Here is a 17,560-nt window from a genome sequence, read left to right on the forward strand (position 1 = left end):
CGTTCAGCCCTCAGTCCTGGTCGATGCCGAGGCGTTCGCGGGCCTCGTCCGTGGACATCGTCCGCCCCGCTGCAACGTCCGCGTAGCCTTCCGAGACGCCCTCCTGCGCGCCGGGGGTCAAGATCGGTTCCGTGGTGTCGCGCAGCACCTCCCGAATGAACTCCGAGCGGTTGGTATACTCCAGTTCCTCGGCCAGTTCGTCGATCTCTTCGAGAAGTCGCTTCGGCACCTTTACGTTCAATTTCACCATGTCGCCGTCGTCGTTGTCGTCCGCGTCCGTGCTCATACAGCGTGGTACGCGGGTGGTACTCAAAGAACTGTCGCTCAGTCGTATCGCGAGTCGTCAACCAGTTCGTGAACCGCCTCGAAGTCAAGTGGTTCGAGACGCCGAAAGCGTCTCGTCATTACGGACGCCTTCGTCTTCCGTACAATCCGAGGCTTACTGCGTCCCGGTTGCTTGGGTGAACGAACAGCGGACACGGTGGGGTGTCCGGATGTCGATCGTGGCTTGATATGGCCCTCGCTCACAGCCGGTATGGGTGTGTCTGGAAGGACTCGAACGTCCTCGGGGGGCTCGCGGTCGCTCGTCGACATCTCTCACGGTGTTCGAGAGGGGCCGACGAGCGACTGCCCGAGCGCGAGCGGTCCTCGCCCGTTCATCCACCAGGGGGCGGTTGTGGGGGTCGTTGAGTGTGGCTGTGGTGGTCTCTGAATGGCACGCAGCGCTCGCTTCTTTGCGGGCCGACTCGCACTTGCTTCGCCGCGTGCGACCTGCGCCTCACTGCGTTCGTCGCAGGCGTCGCTCACGCTCGTCGGTGCCACGGGGTTAGTCAGTCGGCCCTTCGCTTCGCTCGGGCGCGTCAGACAAACTCTCGTGGCCACTCGGCCGGCCCGCCCAGCGCGCGCTGCTGGCAGTGTGGTCTCGAACGTGCGCGCTGGCCGCGCCCTATCGGGCGCGTGAAGGCGCGGCCAGCACGCGTAGCGGTGTCGTCGTTTTGAGGAGAGTCACGACTGGGAAGTCGTGGAAGTAGAAGACGCTGGATGGACGCCTTCGGATACTACTGCAATGAGCATTGAGCACTCGATTCGACAAGAAGCTTCGCATGATGAACAGACGGCTGAGGAGTTCGAGGCGGTGGATTCGCCCGAACTCCGAGGGTCGGTTGAACAGGAGATTCAGGGGCGGGTGGATACGAATCATCCCGATGGGGTTGGACGAGGACTGACCTTAGAGGCAGAAGAGAAACTGGCAGCGCGAGAGGCAGAAATCGGCCGAACGAGAAGCCGTTGGGATCACCGAGAAGACTCAGACCGAGAAGCACGGACGCGTGAGGTGGCTGTGAAGGGGAGTGAAGAACGTCGACGAACGTTCGAGAAGCGAGCAGCAAGCGTGGATCAGTGGCGCGATCCGGATGCGGTGGATCCGAGAGCGGAGATGGATTGTGAGGAGTTGGCGGGCGTGAACCAGCAGGCAGTGCGAATCAAAGAGCAGCTGAAAGGCGGGCCGACGACAGCGGCGCTCAGTCGTCGACTAGCAGAGCGGATTGGACGTGGAGCGGATCTCGTGGATGCGTCGGTCGAGGTGATGGAGGCAGAATGGATGAGCGAAGGGGCGGTTGTGCCAATCGATCGGATCGAGGATGTGCCGAGCGGCGAGGTGAGTATTTCCGGGGTCGTTGAGGTGCTTTGGGAACCCAAACATCCGAGCATCAGTCAGGTCGGGCTGATTGCGGATGAGACAGGGAGAACGAAATTCACGAGCTGGGTCCGGTCGGATATACCGATGGTCGAGGAGGGAGAACAGGTGTTGCTACGGAATGTGGCCAAGAGCTGGTACGAAGGCCGGTGTTCGGTTGCGCTGACGGGGTGGTCGGAGATCAGATTCGACGATCGCGGGCCGTGGTGGTAGGATAGTCACTGGCATTCTTTTTTGTACGCCAGCCCCTCCCCAGCCGTCGTCCTCACATTGCTCGGACGCCCCTCGCGCGTTCTCGCCACACGGTGGCGATTCATCGCGCGCCCAGGGTCGTAGCCCTCTCGTGGACGACCACACAGGTCCTGAAATCAAGGGTGGACTAGCGATCCTACAACGCACTCCGTTTGGTATTCTTCTCAGTGCGCCCAAAGGATCCTTCCTGAGTCAGGTGAGAGAACCCCTGGGGACCCCACCACGTCCGCATAATTCTCAGAGAGATAGAGTAGATTGTGTTGTGAGGTGCCCCTTCTGTCGTGTGGATTCGACAGTAGATTATGCGGACGTGGTGGGGTAGTTGTTCTTCATTTCCAGAATGCAGACGCTCCGGACACAGTGGTTTTATTCGCCCCCAGAAGGGTGCGGGGCACACCCCGCAGAGTACCAATGGGACACAGAGCACTCGTTGCCTACGAACGACCGGACGGACTGTACAACTGCCACTACTCACACTGGGGTGGGATGAACCTCACACTCACAGACAAACTCGCAAAGCAGACACCCTTCGGCGGTCACACGCCCTCGGACCACGTTCAAGACTACTTCGAGGGGCTTCTCGACACTCCTCGTGACACCACTTCCATCTCACCCCCGACGAACGATTGTCCGATCGATCTCGATCCACTAGAGGTTGCGATCACCCTCGACGACATCGCCTTTACGACACTCGATTATCTCCATCACGAAGCATTCTACGTCGTCTCGGAGTCGTTCGAGGTCACACCGTATCGAACTTGCTGGCTTGGGCTCACACAGGATGCGGAGACAGTCACAGAAGCACCGACGATCGGCAACGGCGCATACTATACGGTCCGATGGTACGAGGGCGTCCCTGTCGGTGACGGCGTCATGCGCGGTCGGTGTAAGGCACTGAAAGACTGCACGGGCGATATGCTAGATCGAGATGTCTTCGACGAGGAGAGTGCGATGAGATACATGATCGATAAGCTCAGAGCATGGTGTCGTGAGCAAGAACTACATGTGACCCGTCCAGCACAGCCGTAGTGTATCACGCCCCGAGGGGCGAGGGCGCATTCATCGTCCTCGCTACCATGCCCGAGAACGAACTCGCAGAACTGGTCGAAGCTGAACAGCAACTCGAACAACTCCTCGTCGCAACTGCCGAGGATGGTGTTCCCGAGCTCGCACTCATCGCGATTCTTCGGGACTATGCTGATCTCGTCGAAGAGCAGGGATACGTTCCTCGGACGTGGCGACAGTAGGAGCAGACGACAGCCACGCCGACGCATTTTATCGCCCCCCTGAGGGGTGCGGGGCGCTGCCCTCGCACTTCGCTATGAGTGATGCAGAACATCCGCTCGATTTCCTTGACGTACCGACTCGCATCCTGAAGCGTGCCCAGTACGAAGCGCTGGAATTCGAATTGCTGGAGACGAACGTTCTCGTTCGCAACGAGAGCTATGCCGATCCTGAGAACCACGAGTACCTCGTCGAGATCGACGACGGGTTGCCTGTCTCGTGTGCCTGTCCTGCAGACGAACACTACGACAACGCCTGTAAGCATCGTGTGGCGGTGGCGATGCGTCGTCCAATCCTCGACTTTGCGAGCGAGGCCAAACTGGTTGCAGATGGTGGCTCAGCAACCCGAGAGAGCGGGAGCGCTCCCTCCTCTCTTGACGAGCGGGGCATCGAGCAGGAAGGTACTGAAGATGATCCCGAGGACTGTGATTGCGATGAACTCTCCGATGCGTTTCCGTGCTGGGAGTGCTATCGAGCAGGCAGACAGACGTTCGAGTGACTCGCAACGCCGTCCCTCCTCGGGTAGCTGATTGTGCGAACAGCTTTGTCTACCATCACACAGCCACTGCTACCGCGTGTTTTATCGCCCCCCGGAGGGGTGCGGGGCGTCACACCAGATGCCCTGACTTTGAATATGATCGGAACTCCATTCGCAAGTGGCTTCGACGAACCACTCTCCAACAACTGCAGCGGCCAGTGTCCCGAATGTGACGGCGAGATCGAAACCGACGCTGGTGAGCGAACCTGCCGAGCGTGTGGGCTCGTCATCGATGGATACGGGATTGCACACGACTTCGAACCACGAACGTTCGAGGAAGGGCCCGGCAGAGAAGGGACGGGCGCGTGTCTTGACGACGCAGAGCTGACATGATGCAATCCGATCTGTTCGTCGAAATTCGTCATCGCTTAGATCTTGGTGAAACTGCGGTGATCTGCCATGCAGTCGCACAGGGTGCTGATATGGAATATCGGAGGACACACGCCAGATTTTGAGTAAGGGTGCTATCCCAGAGTGCTGTATCAAGCCTGCTACCCCGCTGCTTCGAAGATCCTTACTCCAAATCTGGTGTGTGTGCTTATTGTGATTTGCTTATTTTCCAGTTCAGACTGGTGAGACGCTCTTCCTCTTTGGCACATCTCTGCTCTGTTGAATCCGATGACGGCACGGGGACTTAGAATTCTCTCGACAGCGCTCCTGAACCGACGACAGAGTGACCCGATCCCGACGCCTTCTGTGGGTTCAACAGAGCATTCTGGACCGTAGTCACTCATCACATGGAGAGACACACCAGGTAACGAGTGTAGTACTCAATCGAAGAGAGACACCAGGCGCCTAGTGAAAAGCCACTACTGAGACTCAGCGTGGCTGATGACACACCAGATTTCCGCCGTCTTTGAGGCTGGATCGTGGAATGAGCTGAAATCGCCTGTGGATAGAGGCCGTCCATAGAATGGATGGGAAGATCTGCTGAGGGATACACACCACATTTCCGTTGTCTTTTCAGAAGGTGATGGCACTTCTTCGATTGATTAGATCCGATAGATTGTCTGCAGAATCTTCGAACAGAAGATGTATTCTGAATTGATTCTTGAGGTGTGTTTGGCCACTCCCGGCCTCATCATACACCATATTTCCGCTGTCTCATACAGAGGGTGATCCAAGGTTACTACCTACCTGTATAGGCAGATAGTGACTCGTGCATTCCGATATCGTCTATCGTCCCGTCGAGAGCAGTCACCATCGTTTCCAATCCATGATCCAGTTCGAATTCGTAGTAGTGGCCACCAGCTTCTCCCTGATTTCGTTCGGAGATCGTGATTGCCCCTAACATGTCGAGTTCTCTTAGGAAATCGCGAACTCGTCGTGAGGTCAATGAATCGACCGCAGTGAGGTCACAGATACGGGTGTACCGGTCGTGAATGGTTCGTGTGCGTGCAGGAGTAGCAGTTTCTGCTTCGAGCGTACAGAGTGCATAGAGGACATACCGACTATGATCGTGGAGTGATCGCACACCTTCGATGATTCCTTCGCGCTGGACTCGGCTCTGTCCCTCTTCAACATCTGCTTCCGTGACAATTTCGCGATCGTCGTTTCGAGCGATATCACCCGCTGCCCGAAGCAAGTCCAGTGCTTCTCGTGCGTCACCACTCTGTTTGCGACCGTATGCGGCACAGAGTGGTAGTACGCCCGATTCAAGCGCGTTGTCTTTGAATGCGATCTTCGCTCGCTGTTCGAGAACTTCCCGGAGTTCATCTGCATCGTACGTCTCGAAAAAGATCTTCTTCTGGCACAGTGAGGACCGGACTTTCGGAGAGAGGCGATCGGAGAAGGTGAGATCATTGCTAATGCCGATCACACCAACACGCATAGAATCAAGCGTATCCTGTTCTGCAGCACGGGAGAGCTGATACAGAATAGAATCTTCTCCAGCCTCAGTATGATCAATCTCGTCAAGGACAAGCAGGACAATCATGTTCTGTTCAGGATTTGCTTCCCTCTCAACGGCGTTGAGTTCAGACCACATCATCTCGTACACTTCTGACGTGCTGTATCCACTTTCGCCGATCCTGTTGTGCCGTTCTCGAAGGCTATTGATTATCGCGATCGCAACCCGATACGAGGTTGAAAGCCCGTCACAGTTGATGTAGACCGATGTGATATCTGTATCAGGATACTGTTCAACGTCTTCCTGGAGATGTGTGAGAAGATACTGTGTCGCGGCAGTTTTTCCGACACCAGTTTTCCCATACAGGAAAATGTTGTTTGGCTCTTCTCCCCACACTGCGGGTTCGAGATAGTCGATATATTGCTTGAGTTCTTTGTCTCGCCCGACAAGTTCGTCTGGAGTGTATCGATCGGAGAGGACATCCCGGTCAGCAAACGGTGTTTTTCCCCGGGTGAACACACGATCAGTCATTACCAAAGTAGAGAATAGCATGGGTCATAAACATACCCTTCTATAGGTACCGCAATTTCCGCCGAGACCAGTATTTCTTTTGTCTTCTGGTATGGTGTTAGTTGGTGTCTATAGGTCTTTATCGACTGAAGACTCCGGAAATATGGTGTGTCTATATTCCGCAATCCGGTAGACAGAGTATTCGCTGATTCGGGCGGCAAAGTATATTACAAAGACTGCGGAAATGTGGTGTCTGTGTCGATCTGTAATGCTCCGCTCAGGTGAGGTTCATCGGTGAGAATAACTTCAAAACAGGTGTGTCTCTACAGGCGGAGCAGGCTGAATATTCCGAGACGGCGCAAAAGACGAAGTCTTCCCCCAATGCCTCGAATCGCTTAATTTTGAGGCGGTTCAGGGGTAGATAGGAATGGGGAGTCACGTTATCTATGTGTGGGTCATCTCTAGAACAGCTAGTGACGCTTCTTGCTTAGACAGTACAACACGGAAGCCTTTCCGAAACAGTCAGTCAATCCCCGTTCGCAATCCGTGTATGCGCACTAATGAGCGCGCCGTCGAGATCCAGTCCTTCGATGTGGGTTTTCTCGTCGATGATCGACTGTCGGACATTAGCATCTCTGACCGTCGCCTCCGGGAAGACAACTGCATTGTCGACGTGCGCGTCGTGTAGTTCTGCACCTGGGAGGACGTGGACGTTCTCACCGAGCGTCGTCTCCTGAAGTGTCGCATCCGGAGCAACAACGTTCTCGCCGTTACTCTCCCAGCGGATCGCTTCGAGGTAACTCTCCGCGGTCCCGATGTCGTACCACGCGCCATCGAACGTGAAGGCTCGGACAGAGCCGTCCTCGACGAGCCACTGGATGAACCACCCCGGTTCGTCGGGGTTGTTGCCCGCTTCGAGGTACTCCTCGAACCGGATCGATTCTGATGGGAACGCGTAGCAGGCGATCGAGACGAGCGTACTGTCTGGGTCGTCGGGCTTCTCCTGAAAGTCGACGACTTTGTCGTCCTCCAGTTGAACCAGCCCATAGGATTTCGCCTTCTCCCGGGACCCGACATCGTAGGCCGCAAGCGTCGGATCGCCGTCCTGTTCGAAGGAGTCAATAAAGCCCGAGAGATCGAAACTGATAAGATTGTCACCAGCGACCACTAGGAGATCGTCGTCGTGAAGGTTCTCTCGGTCGACCAGTTGAGCGAGCGCTCCGACGACACCGAACTTCTCGTCTTCTTCAGTGGTTTCTTCGATCGTCAACGTCGGTTTCTCGAACGAGCTCTGTGCGATATGCTCTCGGAAGTCCTCGGCGAACCGCTCGTTCGTGCTGACGTATACGTCGCCGATGCGGTCGTCGTCTTCGAGTTCACGCAGAATTCGGTCGATGACAGTTGTCTCTCCGACCGGAAGGAGCATCTTCGGCCGATTTCGCGTGATCGGCCAGAGCCGTGTTGCGTACCCGCCCGCGAGGACGATCGCTTTCATATCACCTGCCTCTGTAGCCGTGTATAAATAGTTGTATATCCTTCTCAAGTATCCGATATTGAGACTATCAACCTCGGCGTTAAGACGTTTAGAAGGGGGTGTGTACCAGTTAAAACTTTGACTTCTTTGTTGCTTATGATAGAACTACGATATTGTGGTGGTATAACAAGGGATTCTGTATCTTGCTCCGGTGGTTTTATTCGGTTGAACATTGGTGCCTTAGATAATATGGATGACGTGCGCGAGGAGATTGATTCCCTTCTCGAAGAGAAACCCCAACTCGAATCTGATATCGAAGTACTTCTCAGCGCGGATGGGGACGGGCCCTGGACGTTCGATGAGGTCCCCGTTGACTCCGGTACTTTCGGCGAAATCGTCTCCCGCGATATCGTCGAAGAGCGTGATGACGGCTACCGGTTAACTGACGCTGATGCCGTCCGTGCCGTCCTCAACGACGAGTCAGTTGAGAACGGATCTGACGATGCAGGCAATTCACTCTCTTTCTCACTTCCTGACATTGATCGACGAGCGGTATTTGCGTTCATGGGGACACTCGCCCTCGTTGCGCTTACTCGTGTGGTGTTCATCTGGGGGAGTGTATTCAGAGGAGAGCACGTTGTTCTCGCTGGAAACGACCCTTGGGGGTATCGCTACTTCGTCGAGCAGTTGCTTGCTGCGGATCTATCGCCGTTCGCGTTCGGGTCACTCTCGGAGTTTCTTGGTACTGGTCTTGCACAGGACCACCTCTACGTCATCGTAGCGTGGTGGACAGCCGAACTCATGGGTGGGACGCCCCGTACTGCAGGCCTCGCACTTGCGTGGCTCCCCGTTGTTTCGGCTGTTCTGACAGCACTGCTTGTCTATCTCCTTGCCGTCAGGCTGACCGCGGACCGACGGGTCGGACTTGCGTCAGTTGTCCTACTCGCGTTGACGCCCGCTCACGCGTATCGGACTGCGCTCGGGTTCGGCGATCACCACGCGTTCGACTACTTCTGGCTCACTCTGACGGCGTACGCACTGGTCGTGCTTGCCACCGAGTACGAGAAAGTGGATCTGAAGCTCGGCAATAACAGTATTTCACTCCCTAGGTCGTGGGCGGTCTGGGTCAGCACGGCGTTTCTCGGGCTCGGAATTACCGCACAGTCGCTGGCCTGGCGTGCCGGCCCGTTGCTCTACCTCCCGGTTAGCGGCTACGCGGTCTACCGCGCTATCTCTGACGGTCGTTCCGGGTCGTCGCCCCTACTCGGTAATGCACCATTGATTGCTGGTCTCACGGTTGCCGCGTTGTTAGCGGCACTCCCATCGACTGTCTGGGGTTGGTCTCTGCGCTGGATCCGAAGCTTTGCCCCAACACTGTTACTCTGTGGTGTCATCGGTGTTCTCTTGCTCGGCGAACTTGGATACCGACTGGAGTTATCGACGAAAACGATCGGTGGTGGGGCCCTTGCGGTCGGTGTCGCTAGTCTCGTTATTGCGTGGTTTACGCTTCCAGAATTCACGAATACGATAACGGGTTTTTTCAATTATCTAGAGTATTACGGTCAAACGAATATTGCAGAGACGGCTTCCCTATTCAGCGGTGAACTTGGGAGCATCCTCGCCCCAATCTTCATTCTCGGATTTACGCTGTATTTGGCGTTACCCTATGTGGGATTGGCCCTCTGGAAGGCTTACCGGAACCATCGTCCTGCGTGGGCCGTTGTCGGGATATACACGGTATATTTCTTGCTTCTGGCAACAGTCCAGCTCCGCTTTGCCGGACAGCTCGCAGTGCTTATCGCTGTCTTTGCCGGTATCGGATTTGTCCATTTGGCTGCAGTGGTTGATATCACGACGCGACCGCGAGTGCTTGACAACTGGCGAGCGGTTGTTGACGTCATCCATCCCTCTTCGGTCAAGTTACCTGATCGGGCATCGTTGGGGCACCTCCTAGTTGTGCTCCTGCTCGTAACGAGCATAGGATTAGTACAGACCCCCATTAAACAGGGTCAGCTCGCTATTGGGGATGACACCTATCGAACTGCGATATGGGTTGGTTCTAATGCTAGCAGTCTCAATCAGAGCGACTCGGGCGGATACGTACTCAGTAATTGGGGACGAAACCGGGTGTACAACTACTTCCTTGATGGTGATTCTGAGTCATACTCGTATGCACGCCAGAATTACGCCGACTTCCTCCGATCTACTAACGGGCCCCGGTGGTATAATCGGCTCAGTGAGAGGAACACGTCCGTTGTGACAGACTCGATTAACGTGTCTGCCCCCAACTCGTTACAGGTCCGTCTCCACGAAAACCACGGAAGCGAAACCACTCGGAGCGACCCATTGTCACACTACAGATTGCGGCATATCTCGGAAAGCGGTGACCAGAAGGTGTTTTCCCTTGTTCCGGGTGCGGGGATTGTCGGACGGGCACCGCCCAATGAAACAATACAGCTACGGACCAATCGAACCGTATCAGGCACGACGTTCACCTATGAACGGACCGTACGAACGACGAAGAACGGGTGGTACGGCGCGATAGTTCCATATCCGGGCCAGTACACTGGTGTGAACGACACGTATGTCCCCGAAACGGCAGTGTCGAACGGTGAATTTCTTACTAATCAGAGTAACCATGCACACTGGCCACTTGAAGCCGGTCGGGGATCTGTGGCGTTTGACGTGGAAGGCGGGAACCATGCTCGGATACAAGGCGCGTCGTGGACTCAGACAGACAATGGACACGCTCTTTCATTCGACGGAGGTGATACAGTGGTCGTTGACAATGCAAGCACATTATGGAACAACGAGTTTACCCTGACCGTTCGGTTTAGAACACACCCGAATATTGATTACATAAATGAAACAAAATGGCCACGTCTTGCTACAACCGCATCCGACAGTGCATACAGGAACACAAGTGGATATACTCTTGCTTTAGCGAGGGGAAGGTTAATAGGTGTCGTAGGAAATGGAGAAGAGGCGATAAAGATTGAGAGCAAGGAACGTATTGATGATGCAAGATGGCACCAAGCACGTCTTGTTCGAGATGGTGATCAATTCCGTATGTATCTTGATGGTAAACTTGTCGGAAGTGGTGAATTCACGAGTGAAATAGAAAATGAGAATCGATTTGTAATTGGTGCTACTTCGGATCTGGTAAGTAAATTTATTGGGGACATAGATTATGTCGGATTTAAGAATAAAAATATCTAAGACGACTAGTTATTATTTCGAATTACTGTCTGTGGACAGCCATTGTCTAGTTGATGAATTGAGGAACGAGCAGGCTGTAGCGAGAACTGATCATGGCACTCGCGGATCCGCTGCAACAGGTTTGCTGGCGTGATGACGTGGAGTCCCCTGCTACCGCTTCTGACCGTCCGGTCAGAATCGGCAGCTATCGGATGTATCAGCGGAATTTGTGTATGAATTGCAGTCGCACGTTCAACGACAAGACCGATACGATCTTCCCTCACTCCAAACTGAATCTCAAAGAGTGGTACTTCAAGATTTGCGTGTTCTTGCAGCTTAACACGGGTATTCGTCATATTAAGGCGAAATTCGATCTTTTATACAGAGCAGTGGGGTGGCGTGTTGAACGCTTCGCCAGTGCGTTCGACGCGCCTTTGATCACGTTGTCTGGACCGTCGAAATCGACGAAGTGTATCTCTCTGTTGGCCTCAAAGGCCACGAACGCGACTAGGGTCACGCTCACGTAGCCTATCCACGCGTGGACAAGGATTATACATCGGCAATACGCCGCCGATGTTTATGCTGGTCGAACGTGACTCGGATGATCGACGCCGTGCCAGCGAAATTCGCCGAGGAATTGACCGTTCGAACCCTGCTCGCCGACCACGAAGAGGAGTCGCTAACCGTCTATAGAGATGGATTTCGGGCCTACGACCCGTTGGAGGACGACGAGTTTGACCGCGAATACGTCGTTCGCGGCGACGGAGAATACGCCGACGGTGGCATCCACATCAACATCTACGAGAACCACGCGTCGCTGACGCGACGGTAGCTCTCTGCCCACCGGGGAGTCTCGAAAGATAAGCTAACGTCGTATCTCAGAACCTTTCAGCTCCGCCGCGAACTATACAGAAAATCAGGTGATGAAGCGCTCAAACATGCTCTCTACGCTGCCCTCTGAAAATCAACAACAGCCTTTACAAAAGGGTCTAGGATACCGCGCCGATGCGATTATCACGAACCGCTTCGGGTTGAACAGCAAATTCTATCCATGAGCTTATAATCTTTGGAAATGTATTTTCACTACCGTGAGTAAGCGAATCGCAATTCTTGAAGCGGCTAAAACTCCCTATAGGCCGCCTGTATTTGAATCCGTAGGGGAATCATGCGACGTTACAGTATATTACGGAAACGCAGCTGCAGACTATCGTAAGTGGGAGGTTGATCACGACCCAGAAAATTTCAATGAATCCTCTATTTGGAGCGTCAAAACCGGGCCGTTAGTGATCCCTATCCTCTTCTGGTACCAACTCCTCCAAGAGGATTATGACGAGTACATAGCTTCTTCTACTTCAACTATGATCCTTTGCAGTATTACAATGATGGTTATGAGTAGATTCACAAATACCCAATTAACTATCTGGACAGAAAATATTGACACAGAATGGAGTTTAGCACAGAATAGAGGACTCCCGACGAAAATAAGTTACAAAAGTTGGCAGATAGTTCAAAGGGGTTTCCGAAAGATTCTCTACGGGCAGGCAGATCGAATCGTGGCCTTCAGCAAATTAGCAGCTAAATTGGCTGAATCAGAATCGCCTGGGGGAGTACCCGTTATTACTTCGCCACAGGTATATCCGGGCTCAAAATTGGCTAAAAGTGATCCCACTATCAGTTCGTCTCCAGAATTGTTTACTGTCATTTCAGTCGGTCATTTAAGTCATAGAAAGGGCGTGGATTTGCTCATCAATGCGTTTATGGGAATTGACAAGCCCTGTGAGCTACTTATTGCAGGAGAAGGCCCAGAAGAGGGAAAACTTAAAGTACTCGCAAAGAACGATGATAGAGTTCGCTTCCTTGGATATGTTTCAGAAGAAGAAAAATCGGGTCTATATGAAACCGCCGATTTATTTGTCCTTCCCACTAGGCATGACCCATGGGGGCTTGTAGTCAACGAAGCACTACATTTTAATACTCCTGTAATAACTACTGAAGCAGCCGGTGCTTCCATGATTTTAGACGACGATCGCGTCGTTCCGCCTAATGATGTGACTGCCCTTCGGAGGGCCATTAGTCAGGAAATAGAAACGCCGACGAATCCTCCTCAACCACCGGAGGTTGAAGCTATGGCACAGTCGCTTCAAGAAATACGTGATTGACTTTTGATGAGGATATTATTGAGGAGATTTATAGAGAGTGACTCAAAAGATACAATATAGAAGCAGATGAGAAAGATACTGTCCGATGTCCGTTTGCAGGTTAGTGTAGGTCTTTTACTCATAGTCACACCATTTTTATTAGCTAGTGATTTAGCACCAACATATCACTACCGGAATGTTTTCTATTTTGCTGACTCAACAGTTACGCATAATATCCTCAAAACAGGACATTCGCATATTGCACCCACAACTGTATCGGACCAATGGGCAAAAATACTATCAAGGAGTAGTCAGCCAATCCAGCCAATATTCATGGCTATTTCAACGCTTATTACCGGAACCCAACCACACATATTCCAATCTTATTTTCCTCTGTATATTGGGGTAGTCTTGCTCTACTTTGCCATCTGTCGGTTGTTTACCAATAGTCAAACTTCATTTCTAATCGCGTTAGCTGCGGCTATTGGACCAAATATGAAGATTGTCACCTCAATGGGTGCACAAAGTTTAAAGTACCTGTTTTACCTCTTGATAGTATATATTGCTATACGAAGATTCAATAATAAGCGTAAAACCGTTTTAGCTGGGATCGGGATTCCGATATTGCTTGTCCTTCTACTCTACACTTATCCTCGGTTGTTCGTATTGTCCGCAATTTTTGGATTGCTATTATATCTGAATAACACCTCAAAAAGTCGTTATCTAGTAACTGCAGCTATGTCACTAGTTGGAATTCATACTATTATAACAACTCCATTTGAAGCATATGTAACATCAATATCAGCTGTTATACTAGCCCTTTTAGAACCAGCAACCATTCTTAAAAGCTTTAATTACATTGGTGGAGCAGCGGATAGTCTGAGATGGGCTTTGGAATCTCCATCTTATACAATCTATACTGTACCAATCCCCGCCCTATTTGGGGCAATTGGTGGAATCGCGGCTCTAAAGAAGGCATATCTTGCGAAGTCACCCAAATACCAAGTTACAATAATTTGGGGGGTGTCAATAATACTGTTTATCTTAGTTCAATTTTCATCTGGCCTAGCATGGGTTGCCAGTAGAGCTTATGTGGTTGCGTTTCCAATAATGATTGTAGGAACTACAATCGGGATACAGTATATTTCACAGTCAAGAATACGACTAAACTTGGAATCAAGCATACCAACGACTTTCTTGATTATTATGGTGGCTTTTTTCATATTATCGGCTCAATCCAGCTCAGTTGCTCTGCAAACATATTCCATAGAAGAAGAAATTGGTGGAGACTGGATCACGTCTTATGGAAACAGTGAAGTAATGTCAGATATGAGATTGGCATCGTTACCTGCATCGGAGAAACCAACAGGAGACTACCCACAAACCGGATCACAGGTGTATAACATTTTCTACTCTGAGAATAGTTCGCTGTTCAGACATAGTATCTCTGGAAAATATTTCATTCTCAGTAAGAGAATGAATCAAGTAGGAATATATCTCCCACCCGGTAGTCGGCAACCAGTTTCGGATAGACAGGTAGCTGTATGGCACCAATCTTCGTCAAAAATATATAGTAATGGGGAAGCGAGAGTACTTCGAATATCGTAAATAATTTTAATCTCGTACAGAGTTTAAGAAGTCTGCTCGAAGAAAATACAGTAGCGGTCAACAGACCGTCGCTACTGGTTGAACTATTTCAAAGACTGCAGCTTACGGTGACGGACGCTCACCTTCAGGAGACGGCGAGATCAGTGTCAAAAGAACGCGATACGTCTGATTTATCGTGTTTAGTTAAGCGAATTCCCCTAGACGGCGAAGGCTTGTAGCCACGTTTCGGCCACCGTTGGATCAACGTGACTAAAACGATTGCTAAACGAGGTAGTACGCCGTTTTATTTCTCGAAAGCCATGTTCGACGACTTTCCGATTTCTATGCCGGACGGTCTGAAATCGAAGTCTTACTCGTCGAAGTGCAGCCGCCGAAATCAAGTTAATTTTGGCTGTCCTACAAAACAAGTTGTTTTAGAATAGACTCATATTCACCAAATATATCACTCCAATAATAATCCTTAATAGACTCAGCAGAATTCCTAGACAAATCTCTACGAAACGCATCATCTCCAATCACCCGGTCTAATTTATCGGCTAGATCAGCTGGGTTTTGGCGCTTAGCCATAACTCCAGCACCACACTCCTCAACAAATGGCTCAAATGTTTTTAAATCGGAAGTAACAAGCGGTGTCGAAGTAGCATATGCTTCTAGAAAAGTAAGCGGGAATACCTCTGTGGGAACCCGAGATGGTAAACAATATACATCCGCTCGGTTGAACAATTCTCTCTTGCGATCTTCTGAGACAAAGCCTAAGACAGATACGTTTCCATTTGTGGCTTGTCTTACTTCGTCTAATTGTTCGCCTTTGCCTGCGATAACTAGATGTGAATCATTGGACATCTGGGAATGCGCCTCTAATAGGTCCAACGGCCCCTTTTTTCCGATAACATCACCAAGGTATAGGATAACAGGCAGATCTCCACCAATATCGGCTTTTCTCGCGTCTTGAAATTTCGATACAGTCTCTTTGTCGATTCCATTAGGGACATAAATCACTTTTTCGTCATCGTACCGCTGGAGGAGCGGAGATTCAAGAGCGTACGAAGGAGAGGGAACTGTCACAACTTCTGCGCCCTCAAAAATAGGGGGTAAGACTGCAGTTGAGTATAGAATGTCACCGTACTTTTTGATAAAGGAAGCGCCCTCCGGTACATAGACCCTATCCTTCCCGTGGTGTGTAATCACTATTGGAGCGCCAGATCGTTTGTGATGCAAATATCCGGAGAGCATTCCCGTCGGGGTCGTGTTGTGTATATAGATTACATCAGGGTTCTTTTTTGGAGGTATTAATTGACCTAGTGAAACCGGGGTTTTACCTACAACGGCACGTGGTTTGGATCGGTTAACCGTGACACCTGTTTGGCTATCTGTTTGAGGGTCTCCCTCCGTATAGACCGTTACCTTGTGTCCCAGCTCAGAAAGGGCTTCAGAGACACGTTTAGCGACCCGTTCGCCGCCACTAGGCATTTCGTCATCGATTGGGTATCGAGAAGTGTGTACCGCAATGTCCATAGCTACCTTGAGATAGCGGCGTAGATTACTTTAGTTTGCCCTTGGAATACCCATAACAGATATTACATTCATATGTTTGCCATACACATATAGTAGCATTATCAGATTGAGACTCTATAATTCATCACGGTTTCACCTTACCTTTCTCCTCCGAGTAAATCATTGTAGCTCTCTTCAAGTCGGTCACCGACAACATCCCAACTGAAGTTCTGCACAACGTGTTCACGTCCTTGCTTCGCAATTCTATATCGAAGATCATCATCTGAGAGAAAAGTCAAAATCCCTTCTCGCAACTCTTCGGAACTTTTTCGGCTAACAACTAATGAGTTCTCTCCGTCAATAAGATGATTTTGCCCTCCTTGTTGATGAGCATCGGTTCCTATAATTGCTGTTTGACAAGCCATCGCTTCTAAACAGACGACGCCGAAGCCTTCATTAATAGAAGGGAACGCGCAAACATCCGCAGCAGTGTAGTAATTGATTAGCGTTTCGTCATCAACCGAGCCGATGAACCTCACATTAGGTGGCGCAATTGATTGAAGATGGTCTATCAATTCTTCATCTCCTCCCCCATATACCAGCAATAACGTTGCGGGCACCTGTTCTACCGCCTCAATCAAGTACTCGACACCTTTACTAGGGGAAATCCTGCCCACATAGAGTACGTAGTCATGGTCCTCTTTCAATCCGATATTTTGCCTCGATGCGTTCTGATCCTTTGGATGGTATTTTTCAGTATCTATTCCATTTGGAAGATATGCGTAATTGCTTGCGTCAATGAAATTAGATAGATTTTCTAGTTCTTTCTTATTCACAGATAGAATTGTAGAGTTGTCGGGGAAAACAAAATCGAGAATATTGTATAAAATTTGTGCAGATGTTTTATTCTCATTTAATTTTGGCCCATGATTTTGCCCCACAACATCACGGTTATAGATATTCATTAGTATATACGAGGGCCAGTTCTCAACAGAATGGAATGAATGGAAATGGAAGATATCGGCCTCGCTACGGACTAGGTGTTTGTACATTTGCGGGCTAATCTCCGTTTCTATTATAGGGATTTTAAATGAGTGAAATTGGCGGATATTGTGTCCATATTCATGTGTCGTTGTTGTTGTTCTTGGCCCTAGATGCCAGAATTCCACATTATGACCTCTCTTAGACAACTCTCTACAGTATTGATGATGGTATTCTGCAAATCTTATGAATTCAGATTGGGTGTCATATCCTACCGCTTGAGGTGAGTGTGGAGCGACGAGAACGATATCCATTATCAGCCTGTTACTGCATGAAGTTATAACCGTTATGCTATTTCCGCAGCAGTATTCGAAGGAGATCGTGAGGTCGATATCTTCGGAAACAGTCTACTGCCTATACCTGCGGTTCTGATGCTATTAAGACAAGAAGTATACACAGAAGGAACGTGTTTAGCCCCGACGAATTTCGCCACTGTCTCGTAGCAGGCGACCAATCAAGGGGGTATGTATCCTCAGCA

General features: G+C 50.8%; 12 protein-coding genes and 2 pseudogenes. 8 read left to right on the forward strand and 6 right to left on the reverse strand.

Translation table 11 applies throughout. From position 1 onward, the window contains the following. Positions 1–10: 10 nt before the first annotated feature. Positions 11–286 (reverse strand): ribbon-helix-helix domain-containing protein, encoded by a 276-nt coding sequence (locus AC5FRW_RS15680; RefSeq protein ID WP_493569408.1) that lies wholly within the window; start codon positions 284–286, stop codon positions 11–13. A 780-nt stretch (positions 287–1,066) separates the two neighbouring features. On the opposite strand from AC5FRW_RS15680, the gene AC5FRW_RS15685 reads away from it, so the two are divergent. From AC5FRW_RS15685 to AC5FRW_RS15700, 4 genes are all read left to right on the forward strand, one after another. After that, entirely contained in the window at positions 1,067–1,909 is an 843-nt protein-coding gene (locus AC5FRW_RS15685; protein WP_493569409.1) for a DNA-binding protein, read from the forward strand. A gap of 450 nt (positions 1,910–2,359) precedes the next feature. Further along, positions 2,360–2,977, forward strand: coding sequence for a DUF6735 family protein (locus tag AC5FRW_RS15690; RefSeq protein WP_493569410.1), 618 nt, complete (start codon positions 2,360–2,362; stop codon positions 2,975–2,977). After that, positions 2,977–3,195, forward strand: a complete 219-nt coding sequence (locus AC5FRW_RS15695; RefSeq protein ID WP_493569411.1) for a hypothetical protein — start codon at positions 2,977–2,979, stop codon at positions 3,193–3,195. The genes AC5FRW_RS15690 and AC5FRW_RS15695 overlap by 1 nt, the downstream gene beginning before the upstream one ends. 74 nt (positions 3,196–3,269) lie before the next feature. Beyond that, complete coding sequence (locus AC5FRW_RS15700) at positions 3,270–3,731, forward strand: SWIM zinc finger family protein (RefSeq protein ID WP_493569412.1); 462 nt, start codon at positions 3,270–3,272, stop codon at positions 3,729–3,731. A 1,168-nt stretch (positions 3,732–4,899) separates the two neighbouring features. On the opposite strand, the gene AC5FRW_RS15705 is transcribed toward AC5FRW_RS15700, so the two are convergent. After that, positions 4,900–6,150, reverse strand: coding sequence for a Cdc6/Cdc18 family protein (locus AC5FRW_RS15705; RefSeq protein WP_493569413.1), 1,251 nt, complete (start codon positions 6,148–6,150; stop codon positions 4,900–4,902). Positions 6,151–6,655: 505 nt separating this feature from the next. Next, entirely contained in the window at positions 6,656–7,624 is a 969-nt protein-coding gene (locus AC5FRW_RS15710) for a nucleotidyltransferase family protein (protein WP_493569414.1), read from the reverse strand. A gap of 228 nt (positions 7,625–7,852) precedes the next feature. Between AC5FRW_RS15710 and AC5FRW_RS15715 the strand changes: the two genes are divergently transcribed. The 4 genes and pseudogenes from AC5FRW_RS15715 to AC5FRW_RS15730 all read left to right on the forward strand — a co-directional run bounded on the left by AC5FRW_RS15715 (position 7,853) and on the right by AC5FRW_RS15730 (position 14,547). Then, positions 7,853–10,822 (forward strand): LamG-like jellyroll fold domain-containing protein, encoded by a 2,970-nt coding sequence (locus AC5FRW_RS15715; RefSeq protein ID WP_493569415.1) that lies wholly within the window; start codon positions 7,853–7,855, stop codon positions 10,820–10,822. Positions 10,823–10,914: 92 nt separating this feature from the next. Next, positions 10,915–11,762: pseudogene (locus AC5FRW_RS15720) on the forward strand (IS1595 family transposase). A gap of 127 nt (positions 11,763–11,889) precedes the next feature. After that, positions 11,890–12,960, forward strand: coding sequence for a glycosyltransferase family 4 protein (locus AC5FRW_RS15725; protein WP_493569416.1), 1,071 nt, complete (start codon positions 11,890–11,892; stop codon positions 12,958–12,960). A gap of 66 nt (positions 12,961–13,026) precedes the next feature. Continuing rightward, positions 13,027–14,547, forward strand: a complete 1,521-nt coding sequence (locus AC5FRW_RS15730; protein ID WP_493569417.1) for a hypothetical protein — start codon at positions 13,027–13,029, stop codon at positions 14,545–14,547. Between the two features lie 197 nt (positions 14,548–14,744). Here AC5FRW_RS15730 and AC5FRW_RS15735 read toward each other — a convergent pair. From AC5FRW_RS15735 to AC5FRW_RS15745, 3 genes and pseudogenes are all read right to left on the reverse strand, one after another. Then, positions 14,745–14,918, reverse strand: a pseudogene (locus AC5FRW_RS15735) (IS6 family transposase); the annotation flags it as partial. Positions 14,919–14,943: 25 nt separating this feature from the next. Beyond that, positions 14,944–16,062, reverse strand: a complete 1,119-nt coding sequence (locus AC5FRW_RS15740; protein WP_493569418.1) for a glycosyltransferase family 4 protein — start codon at positions 16,060–16,062, stop codon at positions 14,944–14,946. A 137-nt stretch (positions 16,063–16,199) separates the two neighbouring features. Continuing rightward, the gene (locus tag AC5FRW_RS15745) at positions 16,200–17,336 is read right to left on the reverse strand and encodes a glycosyltransferase family 4 protein (RefSeq protein WP_493569419.1); all 1,137 of its coding nucleotides are present in this window, start codon (positions 17,334–17,336) and stop codon (positions 16,200–16,202) included. Positions 17,337–17,560: the final 224 nt, after the last annotated feature.

The organism is Halomicrobium sp. HArcht3-1 (assembly GCF_058933345.1).

Excerpts from the sequence above, each read along its gene's own strand:
- AC5FRW_RS15680 (WP_493569408.1), bottom strand. The coding sequence starts at position 286 with ATGAGCACGGACGCGGACGACAACGACGACGGCGACATGGTGAAATTG.
- AC5FRW_RS15685 (WP_493569409.1), top strand. The coding sequence starts at position 1,067 with ATGAGCATTGAGCACTCGATTCGACAAGAAGCTTCGCATGATGAACAG.
- AC5FRW_RS15690 (WP_493569410.1), top strand. The coding sequence starts at position 2,360 with ATGGGACACAGAGCACTCGTTGCCTACGAACGACCGGACGGACTGTAC.
- AC5FRW_RS15700 (WP_493569412.1), top strand. The coding sequence starts at position 3,270 with ATGAGTGATGCAGAACATCCGCTCGATTTCCTTGACGTACCGACTCGC.
- AC5FRW_RS15705 (WP_493569413.1), bottom strand. The coding sequence starts at position 6,150 with ATGACTGATCGTGTGTTCACCCGGGGAAAAACACCGTTTGCTGACCGG.
- AC5FRW_RS15710 (WP_493569414.1), bottom strand. The coding sequence starts at position 7,624 with ATGAAAGCGATCGTCCTCGCGGGCGGGTACGCAACACGGCTCTGGCCG.
- AC5FRW_RS15715 (WP_493569415.1), top strand. The coding sequence starts at position 7,853 with ATGGATGACGTGCGCGAGGAGATTGATTCCCTTCTCGAAGAGAAACCC.
- AC5FRW_RS15730 (WP_493569417.1), top strand. The coding sequence starts at position 13,027 with ATGAGAAAGATACTGTCCGATGTCCGTTTGCAGGTTAGTGTAGGTCTT.
- AC5FRW_RS15740 (WP_493569418.1), bottom strand. The coding sequence starts at position 16,062 with ATGGACATTGCGGTACACACTTCTCGATACCCAATCGATGACGAAATG.
- AC5FRW_RS15745 (WP_493569419.1), bottom strand. The coding sequence starts at position 17,336 with ATGGATATCGTTCTCGTCGCTCCACACTCACCTCAAGCGGTAGGATAT.